Annotated in this window: 12 protein-coding genes and 9 pseudogenes; 9 read left to right on the plus strand and 12 right to left on the minus strand. The window is 72.0% G+C overall.

Annotation, left to right across the window (positions count from 1 at the left end; genetic code table 11):
* Nucleotides 1–22 precede the first annotated feature (22 nt).
* From ABD655_RS16850 to ABD655_RS16875, 9 genes and pseudogenes are all read right to left on the minus strand, one after another.
* Nucleotides 23–328, minus strand: a complete 306-nt coding sequence (locus ABD655_RS16850; protein WP_344716013.1) for a nuclear transport factor 2 family protein — start codon at nt 326–328, stop codon at nt 23–25.
* A 603-nt stretch (nt 329–931) separates the two neighbouring features.
* Nucleotides 932–1,351: an LLM class flavin-dependent oxidoreductase gene (locus tag ABD655_RS16855; RefSeq protein WP_486348130.1), complete on the minus strand. Its 420-nt coding sequence runs from the start codon at nt 1,349–1,351 to the stop codon at nt 932–934.
* Nucleotides 1,291–1,560: pseudogene (locus ABD655_RS17085) on the minus strand (LLM class flavin-dependent oxidoreductase); the annotation flags it as partial. The pseudogene ABD655_RS17085 and the gene ABD655_RS16855, both read right to left, overlap by 61 nt.
* Before the next feature lie 361 nt (nt 1,561–1,921).
* Complete coding sequence (locus ABD655_RS17060) at nt 1,922–2,251, minus strand: SDR family oxidoreductase (protein ID WP_425561685.1); 330 nt, start codon at nt 2,249–2,251, stop codon at nt 1,922–1,924.
* Nucleotides 2,145–2,408: pseudogene (locus ABD655_RS16865) on the minus strand (SDR family oxidoreductase); the annotation flags it as partial. The pseudogene ABD655_RS16865 and the gene ABD655_RS17060, both read right to left, overlap by 107 nt.
* 163 nt (nt 2,409–2,571) lie before the next feature.
* Nucleotides 2,572–3,126 (minus strand): annotated as a pseudogene (locus ABD655_RS17065) (hypothetical protein); the annotation flags it as partial.
* 142 nt (nt 3,127–3,268) lie between these two features.
* The gene (locus ABD655_RS16870) at nt 3,269–3,574 is read right to left on the minus strand and encodes a nuclear transport factor 2 family protein (RefSeq protein ID WP_344716017.1); all 306 of its coding nucleotides are present in this window, start codon (nt 3,572–3,574) and stop codon (nt 3,269–3,271) included.
* Between the two features lie 7 nt (nt 3,575–3,581).
* Nucleotides 3,582–3,632 (minus strand): annotated as a pseudogene (locus ABD655_RS17090) (hypothetical protein); the annotation flags it as partial.
* A gap of 83 nt (nt 3,633–3,715) precedes the next feature.
* Complete coding sequence (locus tag ABD655_RS16875; RefSeq protein ID WP_344716020.1) at nt 3,716–3,946, minus strand: antibiotic biosynthesis monooxygenase family protein; 231 nt, start codon at nt 3,944–3,946, stop codon at nt 3,716–3,718.
* Between the two features lie 858 nt (nt 3,947–4,804).
* Between ABD655_RS16875 and ABD655_RS16880 the strand changes: the two genes are divergently transcribed.
* The 5 genes and pseudogenes from ABD655_RS16880 (at nt 4,805) to ABD655_RS16900 (ending at nt 7,604) form a co-directional block, all read left to right on the plus strand.
* Nucleotides 4,805–5,122 (plus strand): hypothetical protein, encoded by a 318-nt coding sequence (locus ABD655_RS16880; protein ID WP_344716022.1) that lies wholly within the window; start codon nt 4,805–4,807, stop codon nt 5,120–5,122.
* Nucleotides 5,119–5,877 (plus strand): FAD-dependent monooxygenase, encoded by a 759-nt coding sequence (locus ABD655_RS16885; protein WP_344716024.1) that lies wholly within the window; start codon nt 5,119–5,121, stop codon nt 5,875–5,877. Before ABD655_RS16880 ends, ABD655_RS16885 begins: the two co-directional genes overlap by 4 nt.
* Before the next feature lie 98 nt (nt 5,878–5,975).
* Entirely contained in the window at nt 5,976–6,185 is a 210-nt protein-coding gene (locus ABD655_RS16890; protein ID WP_344716025.1) for an SDR family oxidoreductase, read from the plus strand.
* A gap of 19 nt (nt 6,186–6,204) precedes the next feature.
* Nucleotides 6,205–6,498 (plus strand): annotated as a pseudogene (locus ABD655_RS16895) (SDR family oxidoreductase); the annotation flags it as partial.
* 980 nt (nt 6,499–7,478) lie between these two features.
* On the plus strand, nt 7,479–7,604 hold the full coding sequence (locus ABD655_RS16900) for a hypothetical protein (RefSeq protein ID WP_344716026.1): 126 nt from the start codon (nt 7,479–7,481) through the stop codon (nt 7,602–7,604).
* 58 nt (nt 7,605–7,662) lie between these two features.
* Here ABD655_RS16900 and ABD655_RS16905 read toward each other — a convergent pair whose 3' ends face one another.
* The 3 genes and pseudogenes from ABD655_RS16905 to ABD655_RS17080 form a co-directional block, all read right to left on the minus strand.
* Nucleotides 7,663–7,842 carry a hypothetical protein gene (locus ABD655_RS16905; protein ID WP_344716027.1) on the minus strand — a complete coding sequence of 60 codons (180 nt, stop codon included), beginning with the start codon at nt 7,840–7,842 and terminating at the stop codon, nt 7,663–7,665.
* A gap of 22 nt (nt 7,843–7,864) precedes the next feature.
* A pseudogene (locus tag ABD655_RS17075) lies at nt 7,865–8,151 on the minus strand (AfsR/SARP family transcriptional regulator); the annotation flags it as partial.
* Between the two features lie 134 nt (nt 8,152–8,285).
* Nucleotides 8,286–8,534, minus strand: a pseudogene (locus tag ABD655_RS17080) (AfsR/SARP family transcriptional regulator); the annotation flags it as partial.
* Nucleotides 8,535–9,229: 695 nt separating this feature from the next.
* Between ABD655_RS17080 and ABD655_RS16910 the strand changes: the two are divergent.
* From ABD655_RS16910 to ABD655_RS16925, 4 genes and pseudogenes are all read left to right on the plus strand, one after another.
* A pseudogene (locus ABD655_RS16910) lies at nt 9,230–9,391 on the plus strand (polyketide synthase docking domain-containing protein); the annotation flags it as partial.
* Between the two features lie 2 nt (nt 9,392–9,393).
* Nucleotides 9,394–9,903, plus strand: coding sequence for a beta-ketoacyl synthase N-terminal-like domain-containing protein (locus ABD655_RS16915; RefSeq protein ID WP_344716028.1), 510 nt, complete (start codon nt 9,394–9,396; stop codon nt 9,901–9,903).
* Nucleotides 9,904–9,937: 34 nt separating this feature from the next.
* The gene (locus tag ABD655_RS16920; RefSeq protein WP_344716029.1) at nt 9,938–10,162 is read left to right on the plus strand and encodes a beta-ketoacyl synthase N-terminal-like domain-containing protein; all 225 of its coding nucleotides are present in this window, start codon (nt 9,938–9,940) and stop codon (nt 10,160–10,162) included.
* Nucleotides 10,131–10,344, plus strand: a pseudogene (locus ABD655_RS16925) (hypothetical protein); the annotation flags it as partial. The gene ABD655_RS16920 and the pseudogene ABD655_RS16925, both read left to right, overlap by 32 nt.

Raw genomic sequence — 10,344 nt, forward strand, 5'->3', positions numbered from 1 at the left:
GAAGACCGAGACGATGTTCGCCTCATAGGGCTTGCCGGAGCGGGAGGCGGAGCGGGCCACGCAGTCGAGGACGACCGTGTCTCCCTCGGCCACGATCTGCGAGGTCTCGATGGTGTAGGGGACGTCGGGGAGAGAACAGGTCCATCAGCGGCAGCATGAACTTGTTGAGGATCTCGTCCATGCCGACCCAGTTGCCGGCGAGTGCGTGGTCGCCGGGGATGCGGAACTCGACGTCCTCCCAGAGGGTCGCCTGGATGGCTTCCGGGTTCCGCTCGTCGATGGCCTTGAGGTAGGCGAGGACAACGCTCTTCGCGTCGGTGGAGGTCATGACTGCTCCCGGTGGTGGGGGTGGTTGATGACGGTGGCCCGCTTCGGCGGTGGGACGGGGCCGGTGGTTCCGGTGCGCCGTGCGCACCGGAGCGGGCCGCGGGCCGGACGCGATCGGCACGGTCCGAGGTGATCGGACCGGGGGTTCGGGTGGGCGTCGCGGGATGCCGTCGCGGAAAGGGAGTCGCACGTCGGGCCGATGAGGCCCGGCCCTGCGGACGCTACACGGGTTCGGCCCCGCGCGCGACCGGCGTCGTGGGCGCTTGACGCCCTTTTGTGGGAACGGGTAGTTGCCGAGCAGTGGACGGGTTGAGACGGCGCAGTGGGAACGGTGGGTGGAGGGCGGGACGGTCCCGACGGCGGGCGGCGCCTCCCGGGGTGGGAAGGCGCCGCTCCCGGCCTGCACCGCCCTCCCGGCCGCGCCGTCCGCCGGCGAGGTCCGCCGCGTCAGCGGGAAGCGGGCCGTCTCAGCCGGCGGTGGGCGAGGTGTCGCGGAAGTGCGGGATGACCTGCTCGGCGAAGAGCCGCAATGCTGCGCGCGGACTCCTCGTGGGTGGGGTTGCCGGAGATCACCTGCAGGCTGATGGTGATGTCCCCGAACCACTCACGGATCGTCCGGAGCCGTTCGACGACCTCCTCCGGGGTGCCGACCAGCACCTTGTTCCTCGGCCAGCGCCCGGTCGAAGTCCGCCCGGGCGATGTTCTCCACGACCTTCTCGTAGCCCGCGTACCCCTCGCTGCGCCGCTCCCCCCACGCGGCCACCGCGTCCCGCATCACCGCGTTGCTGCGCCGGGAGTACTCCTTGCCCTTGGCCCTGGCCTCGGCGGGGTCCTCGCTGAGGTAGCAGTTGTAGCTCATGTGGACCTCGCCCTGGCCGGGGTGGCCCGCGTCGGCCCACGCCTTGCGGTAGAGGCCGAGCATGTCCTGCACGACCTCGCGCTTGGAGATCGAGGGGACCATCATCAGGCCGTGGCCGTCACGGCCGGCCTGCTCGCAGGAGGACGGGGTCTTCGCCGTGGCCACCAGGATCGGCGGGTGGCGGGCGCTGGTAGGGCCGCGGCCAGCAGGGTGACCGGGCCGAAGGAGTGGAAGGTGCCGTCCCAGACGACGTCCTCCTCGCTCCACAGCCTCTGGCAGGCCTTCAGGCCTCGTCGAACCGTTGCCCTGCTCTCGTCCATGTCGATGCCGAAGGCGTCGAACTCGTCGGGCAGGAAGGCGCGTCCGAAGCCGACCTGGAGCCGGCCGGCGGGAGATGTTGTCGAGCATGGCCAGCTTGCCGGCCAGTTTCAGCGGATGCGTGGAACGCGGGGATGACCGCGCCGGTCACCAGCTTGATGCGGCTCGTGCGGGCCGCGGCGGCGGTCAGGAAAAGTGACCGGGTCCGGGCTGTAGCCGCCGTACTTGAAGAAAGTAGTGCTCGACGGTTTTGACGTGGTCGAACCCGAGCTGCTCGGCGAGTTCGACCAGGCTCAGACTCTCCTCGAAGTAGTCCGCCGCGTCCTTGTCGTCCGGCCCGACGGTGGGAAAAGAAGTTGATGCCGAATTGCATGCTGGCTCCCTTGTGCTGGCAGTCGAGGGGCGGTCGGGGGGCGGTCAGAAGACGACGCTCGCGCCGCCGTCCACGGGCAGGACGAGGCCGGTGGCGAACGACGCCTCGGGGCGGGCCAGGGCGACCATCCACCAGGCCACCTCCTCCGGCCGGCCCACACGCCCCAGCGGCACCCGGTTGCGCTGCCGTGCGCGCAGTCGCGCGATGCCCTCGGGGGTCGAGCCCGGCGTGCTCCGCGAATCGGCGTGTCGACCGGCCCGGGGGCGATGCCCGCGACCTGATGCCTTTGGGGGCGAGCTCCAGTGCCCAGGTGCGGGTGAGGAAGTCGAGGGCGGCCTTGGTGGCTCCGTAGACGGAGTGGCCGGGCCAGCCACGCTGGTTGCGGCCGTGGTGACGTTGATGACGAGACCCTTGGAGGCCTCCAGGAGAGGCAGCGCCTCCTGGGTGAGGAACAGCGGGGCGAGCAGGTTCGTGGCGACCTGGCCGCGGGTGTTCTCGGGGTCGATGCGGCCCAGGGGCGCGGGACTCCATCGTGACGGCGTTGTTGACCAGGACGTCGATGCGCCGAGTTTCGCGCTCGGCCCGCCGCCACCACGGGCGCGCGGTGTGCGCGGATCCGAGAGGTCGGCGCCCGAAGGGGTGGATGCCGGTGTGGCCCTGGGCGGTCTGGGCGAGTACCGCGGTCCTGCGGCCCGACCACGAGGACACGGGCACCTTCGGCGGCGAAGGCGTGCGCGGCCGCCCGGCCGATTCCCGTACCGCCCCCGGTGATCACCACTGTCCGGCCCTGGAGCAGGCCCTGTGCTGGCTGAGTCATGGCTGCACTTCCTCGCTGGGATGTGCGGGCCGTGCCGGGGGCGTGTTCCCGCGCAACGGCCCTCGCGCGTGTCAGTACTCGTAGCGCTCGCCGGTCGGCGCCGACCGGTGACCACCACAGGTTGCCCTGGGTGACACCGTCGGCGAACAGGGCGCTGCGGCCCTCGACGATCCGGCCGTCCGTCCCAGCGCAGCATGTGCACGCCCTCGACCTGCAGCCGTTCGTACGGGGAGGTGGTGCCCTCCTTGGCGTGCTCGCGGTACCCGTCGAGGCGGTAGACGTCGATCGAGGACGCGGCCTCCTGGTCGATGAGGACGTTTGAGGGTCTCGGAGGAGATGCGGCCGCCCGTGGCGGCCATCAGCTTGCCCATCTTCGCCAGGTAGTCGTCCAGGCCGACGAACCAGCCCGGAGAACTGGTGGTTGCCCGGCATCTGGAAGCGGACGTCCGGCGACCAGTACTGGAGGATCTGCTCGCGGTCCCCGTCACCAGTGACGCGTACCCGCGGCCACCCGTTCGCGTGTCAGCTCGGTCATGCTCACAACCTTCTTTTCCCTCGTTCGATGCCGGCCGGATCAGGTGCCGTCGTGGGTGATGAGGCGGTGCTTGACCCGCCACTGGCCGTCCTGGAGGACCAGGACGTCCTCGCCGACGGTGCTGAGATAGGTGGTGGCCCGGCCGCCCCGGGGCGTCTCGAAGACCATGGCGTAGTAGCGGGTCAGGACGGTGTCGGTGTCCTGCCGCTCCGCGGCGACCATGCCGACCAGTGCCGCCGCTGCACGTCGCGTCCGGCCAGCCGGGTCCATGCCCGCGCGCATCCGCTCGGCGATGACGGCGCGGCCCGTCCAGGGCTCCGGCTTGACGTTCTGCGCGAAAGACACCGTCCTCGGTGAAGCCGTCCGCCCATTCCTCGGCCGCCCGCTCGTCGAGGAGCTGCATCTGACGGGCGTAGAACTGCGTGATCAGGGCGTACGTCCTCACCGTCGACCGGGTTGTCGGTCTTGAAGGGTCCGGACACCGGATCAGGCCTCCCCGACGCCGGACTCGACCAGGTCCGACAGGTGCGGCTCTCCCTTGATGACCGTGCCCAGCGCCTTCAGGCGGTTGCGGAACTCCGGCTCCTTCAGGGCCTGTTCGAAGGACGCCTGGTCCTCCCACTCCGCGACGTTGAAGTACACGGAGGGGTCGTTCTGCGAACGGACGAGCTGGTAGCGGATGAGGCCGGGACGGGTGCGCATGAACTCGGGCGACATGGGCGTAGACGCGTTCCAGGTCCCTCGGCCGCTCCGGTGAGTGTCAGCTTGTTGACGAAGACGACCAACGGACGACTCCTGTGTCTCGAAGGGTGACGGCGGCGCTCGCGCGGACCGCCCCTGCCACCTTCGACGCCTCCGCTGGCGGCCGGTTGGGGCGGCGGTGGAGGAGGGCGCCGCCCCACCGGAACCCCACCGGACCTCCAACGGCCGGTCGCAGACTGGGCGCCCCGCCCCGCCGGTACTCCGACGGCGGCCCGGACGATCCCGACGACCCAAGCGACCAAGGAGTGGCCGTGTCGGACGAGCACGTACCCGTTCTCATCGTGGCGGCGGCCTCGCGGGCCCTCACCACCGCGCTGTTCCTGGGCCTCCACGGCGTCCGGCCGCTGGTGGTGGAGAAACACCCGGGCACGTCGGTCATCATGAAGGCGCGCGACAGTACCCCCACACCATGGAGGCGCTGCGGATCGGCGGCATCGCCGACCGGATCGCCGCCGCGGGGCCCGACGCCGGCACCGGCGAGTTCTACATGGTCGTGGCCGACAGCCTCGCCGGCCCCCGTCCTCAAGCGGATCATGACCGAGGGGCGAGATGGCGATGCGGCACGTCTCGCCCGAGAAACTGGGCGATGGCGGGTCAGGAGCGGACCGAGGTGATCCTGGCACGACCGGGCCGCGGAACTCGGCGCCGAGCTCCGCTTCGACACCGAGCTGGTCTCCCTCACCCAGTCCGCGGACGCGTCACCGCGGTACTGAGGGACGTGCGCAACCGGCACGGAGCGGACGGTGACCGCCGACCACGTGGTGGGGGCCGACGGCGCGCCACAGCGCCGTGCGCCGGAAGCTGGGCATCGCCATGCACGGCCGCGGGAACCTCGGTGAGATCTTCCGGGTCTTCTTCGACGCCGACCTGAGCGGACCGCTGCGGCAGCTGCCCGGCGTCGCGGAAGGCCGTAAGTTCGCGCTCTTCTGGCTCCAGCAGCCGGTGCCCGGCGTCTTCTACACCACGGACGTGCCGGGCCGTTACGGCTACGTGCTCGGCATGTCCCGCAATCCGCCGGACTTCGCCGCCTTCACCGAGGAGCGGTGCGTGGAACTGGTCCCGTACGGGGCTGGGCCTGCCCGACCTGGCGATGAAGGTCGTCGAGACGGGGCGCACCGACATCGTCAGTGAGATCGCCGACCGGTTTTCAGCCGAGGGCCGCGTCCACCTGGTGGGCGAACGCGGCCAGGCTGGTGCCCGCACCGGGCGGCCTCGGCGGCAACACCGCGATCACCGACGGCTTCTACCTGGCGTGGAAGCTGGCGATGGTCGTCAAGGGGGAGGCCGGTCCCCGGATGCTCGACAGCCACGACGCGGAACGCCGTCCGGTCTCGGAGATGATCGGGGAGCAGCAGCTGCGCAACACCGTGGAACGGCTCGCGGGCTACCTCGACGACGGTGCGCTCGCCGATCCGCTCCCGCCCGTGGTCCAGGCCTTCGGCTTACCGCTGCGCGAACGGCGCCGTGGTCCGCGAGCCCGACGACGCCGGGGAGCTGCTGGAGGGACCCCGCCGCCCCGACCGGCCCCGGCCCGGATCGCGGGCGCCCTACGTGGGTGCTGCCCGAGGGCTCACCGGCGGCGTCCACCACCGCCCTGTTCGGCAGGTCCTTCGTGCTGCTCACCGGGGAGGGCGCCGGTGACGCGTGGACGGGCCGCGGCCGCCGGGGCGGCCGGCCGGCTCGGCATCACCCTGCCGGTGCACCGGGCTCGCCGGTGCCGAGTGGGAGAAGAGCTACGGCGTGACCGGGCGGGTGCGGTGCTGGTGCGGCCCGACCGCTTCGTCGCCTGGCGCTCCAAGGGCCCGGCCGCGGACGCCGACGCCGCGCGGAAGGCGCTGGAGAGCGCCCTGCGCACCGTCCTGGACCGCCCCGGCCCGGTCCTCTAGCACCACACCCCCCGGGCCGGCCCCGCCCACCCTCACGGGCCGGCCCCTCGGTACCGACGAGCCACCCCACACCTGTTCGGACGATGGAGGAGACGACGATGATTCTGGTGACCGGAGCCACGGGAAACGTGGGCGGCAAGGTGCTGGCGCTGCTGCGCGCCGACGGGCACAAGGTGCGGGCGCTCACCCGCGACCCGGGCCGGGCGGCGTTCGACGGGGGAGCGGACCTGGAGGTGGTCGCGGCCGACCTGGGGCGCCCGGAGACGCTGGCGCCCGCGCGCTGGACGGGGTGCAGAAGGTCTTCCTGATGTCGCTCGGCGCGAAACAAGGCGACGCACGAACGCGCATCTGGTGGCCGCCGCGCGCGAGGCGGGCGTCGAGCACATCGTGCAGCTGTCCACCCTCGGGGTGGAGATGGCCGAGGACGCGGAGAGCAACCCGCTGGGCCACTGGCACCGTGTCGCCGAGGAGGCACTGCGGGACTCCGGGATCGCCTGGACGATCCTGAGGCCGAACGGCTTCATGAGCATGAACCTCGGCTGGGCCGAGTCGATCAAGGCCCGAGGGAGTGGCCCGCGGGCCGCTCGCGGACGTACCGGAGGCGATCGTGGACCCGCGTGACATCGCCGAGGTGGCGGTGCGGGCGCCTCACCGGGGAAGGGCACCGGGGCCAGGTGTACGACTGACGGGACCGCAGGCGCTCACGGCCCGTGAGCAGCTCGCCGTGTCGGGTCGCTGCTGGGCCGTGACCTGCGCTTCGAGACGGTTGCCGCTCTCCGTGCAGCGGGAGATGATGCTGCGCCACTTCTCCGAGGAGACCGTGAACGGGTGATCAGGACGCTGCAGGAGGCGATCGAGCACGGCAGCGAGCTGCACGGCCGGCTGTCGCCCGACGTGCGCCGCGTCCCTCGGCCGGGAGCCCCGGTCCTTCGCCGCCTGGGCCCCACGACCACCTGCACCTGTACCGTCCCTGACCGCCGCCCCGTCCCGGCCCGGGCGGCCCGCCCGCCGCCCGGGCCGGGACGGAAGTGGCACACTCTGTACCGGACCACGGATCAGCGAACGACGAGGAGCTCCCATGCCCGTGCCGGCCGACCCCGCAGGAGGCACTTCGCGGACGCGGGGGCGCGGGCATCGACCCGCGGGCGGCCCGGAGCAGGGCCGCAGCCCTCGCGGCGGCCCAGGAACTGCTCGTGGAGCAGGTGGTCCGCGGTCACCCATGTCGCCGTCGCGGCCCGCAGCGGGGTGGGCCGCACCACCCTGTACCGCCACTGGCCGGACTCCCCCTCCCTCATCTACGAGGCCATCGCCCAGCGCATCGCGAGCGCCCGCCCCGCGCGGACCGGTGTCCTCCGTGAGGACCTGGTCGGTCAGCTCCACGGACTGCGGTCCCTGCTGCACGACCCGGTGGGGGAACGGGGGCATGCGGGTGGTCGTCGAGCGCGCCGGCGTGGACCCCACCTTCGCCAGGCTCAAGGAGTCGCTGTACCAGGCGGGCTCCGGAGGGTTCCGCGCGATCGTGGAGCGCGCGAAGGAGAGCGGCGAACTGCCCGGCGACCTGGACACCGAGCTGGCCATCGACCAGCTCGCGGGCCCCGCTGATGTTCCGCCGGCTGCTGGCGAGCGCCACCTTCGGCGAGGAGTACGTGCACGCCGTCGTCGACGCCTTCCTCGCGGCCAACGCGCCGTCCCGGTCCCGGGCGGCGGACGGCGGCGGCGAGAGCTGAGGCGCCGCCCCCGACAGGGGTGTGCCGCCCCGGCCCCCGTCGGGGGAGCGGGCCGTGATCAGCGCCGCGCCAGCTGCTCGTACCGCCTGGCGGGTGCTCCCGCGGTCACCAGGTCGCCGCCCTGCGGTGCGGGACGCCCGTTCGGCACGCCGGGTTCGGCGGCCAGCACGGAGTCGGTGTGCGCCAGCAGGTCGATGGCGGGGTCGCCCGCCAGGATCGCCTGGTGCAGCCGGCGCACCCGCGGCGAGGGGTCGAGGCCCGAGCTCCTCGCGCAGCACGGTGCTCAGCCGCCGCAGCACCTCCAGCGCCTGGGTGCGGCGGCCGGTGCGGTGCAGCGCGAGCATGAACTGGGCGTGCAGACCCTCGTGCATCGGGTACTTCGCCGTGAGCCGGCCAGCTCGCCCAGCAGCTCCTGGTGCCGGCCGAGCCGGAGGTCCGCGCCGATGCGCTGCTCCTGCACGCTGGTGCGTTCCTCCTCCAGACCCACGAGATGGGCCCGCAGGACGGGACCCCGCTGTACGTTCGGAGAGGGCGGCCCCCCTGCCACAGGCGCAGGGCCTCGGAGAGACAGGCCGAAGCCCGCACGTCGTCGTGGTGGAGCGCCGAGCGGCCCTCGCGCACCAGGGACCAGAACCGGTTGGTGTCGAGTTCGTCGCTGTGCACGGTCAGCAGGTAGCCGCCGTCGCGGGTCTGCAGGATGTCGCGGGCGGCCTGGAGGCTGCCGATCCGCGGCACCCGCCGCAGGCTGCGCCGCAGCTGGAGGATGTACGACTGGAGGGTGGACAGTGCGCTGTTGGGAGGGGAGTTCTCCCACAGCTCTTCGATACACGTGTCGGTGGACACGACCTGGTTCGCGTTGAGGAGCAGCAGGGTGAGCAGTTGCCGCTGCTTCGGAGCCGTCGGCGTGTAGGACTCGCCGCGCTCGATCATGCGCAGGGGTCCCAGTACGGAGAATTTCCACGTCGGTCTCGCACACCTTCCGGGAGAGTGACACAGGGGGTTGGCCGCGCCGGACGGGGCGGCTCACAGCACTTCCGACTCCTTCCGGCCACGAGCGCGGCGCTGCCCCCGGCGGCGCGGGAAAGCCCGCACCCCGCGTCGGCCACCGCTCCGCACTCGGCGCGGAATTCTCCGTATGTCGCAGATCCATGATCCGAAATACCCCCTGTGTTGTGCGGCGTTAATTCGCCGAATGAAAATGCATATTAATCAGGGGGTGCACATCTGCCGTCAATCGGCGGCTCACCTGTCCCGGATCGGCCCTCAAGTGGCGCCCCCGGCCTGCGATCCCGTGGTGCGAAGGCGGGAACCCCACGGTAACGGCCCGCTCTCCGGCCCGTCGAAAGACAGCGATTACCGGGCTGTGACTGGCCCCGGTCTAGGCTTCACGCGCATATGGGTCCGCTGAATTCCATGGCATTCGTCCTGGTGGGGGACATGGGCAATGGGGGAAACGCGGGCAGTGCGTCGCGGGGGCGGAAAAGTGCCGGGGGGCGCACCACGACAGGAGGAACCGCGGCCTGTCCGCGCGACCAGCCGAACGCCGCGTGCGGGGCTCCGGCGGCCCGGCATGCCGATCTTCGACCACCCCACCGTACGTACGACTTTGGAGCGGTTGGATTCAGATGGCTGATGAGAAGGAACTGCGGGAGTACCTCAAGCGCGCGGTCGCGGATGCGCGGGACGCCCGGCGGCGGTTGCGTGAGGTGGAGGACCGGGCGTGCGAGCCGATCGCGGTCGTGGGGATGGCGTGCCGGTTCCCGGGCGGGGTGAACGGCCCGCAGGAACTGTGGGAGCTGCTGGACCGCGGGGTGGACGCGGTCTCCCCCTTCCCGGACGACCGGGATGGGACGAGGACGTCTACGACCCGGACCCGGACCGGGCGGGCAAGTCCTACGTGCGTGAGGGCGGATTCCTGGAGGACGCCGCCGATTTCGAACCCGAGTTCTTCTTCGGGATGTCGCCGCGGGAGGCGCTGGCGGCGGACCCGCAGCAGCGGCTGCTGCTGGAGACGGCGTGGGAGGCGATGGAGAGCGCGGGGCTGGTGCCGGCCGCGTTGCGCGGCAGCCGCACCGGAGTCTTCGCCGGGCTGATGTACCAGGGGTTCGCCGCGAGCATCCTGGACGACGTCCCCGTCGACGTCCAGGGCTACGTCGCGGGGGGTGCCTCCAGCAGCATCGCCGTGGGCCGGGTCTCGTACACGTTCGGGTTCGAGGGTCCCGCGGTGGCGGTGGACACGGCGTGTTCGTCGTCGCTGGTGGGGATCCACCTGGCGGCGACGGCGGCTGCGCCGGGGTGAGTGCGATCTGGCGCTGGCCGGGGCGGTGACGGTGATGGCCACGCCGACCTCGTTCGTGGAGTTTCTCGCGGCAGCGGGCGCTGTCGCCGTCGGGGCGGTGCAAGTCGTTCGCTGCCGGGCCGACGGCACGGTGTGGGGGGAGGGTGCGGGTCTGGTGCTGCTGGAGCGGTTGTCGGACGCGCGGCGTCTGGGGCACCGGGTGCTGGCGGTGGGTGCGGGGTTCGGCGGTGAAACCAGGACGGTGCCTCGAACGGTCTGACGCGCCGAACGGTCCGTCGCAGGAGCGGGTGATCCGGGAGGCGCTGGCCGACGCGGGGCTGTCGTACGCGGATGTGGACGCGGTGGAGGCGCACGGGACGGGCACGCGGCTGGGTGACCCGATCGAGGCGCAGGCGCTGCTGGCCACCTACGGGCAGCAGCGCCGTGACGGGCGTCCGCATA

Source organism: Microbacterium terregens (genome assembly GCF_039534975.1).
In the GTDB taxonomy this organism is placed as follows: domain Bacteria; phylum Actinomycetota; class Actinomycetes; order Actinomycetales; family Microbacteriaceae; genus Microbacterium; species Microbacterium terregens.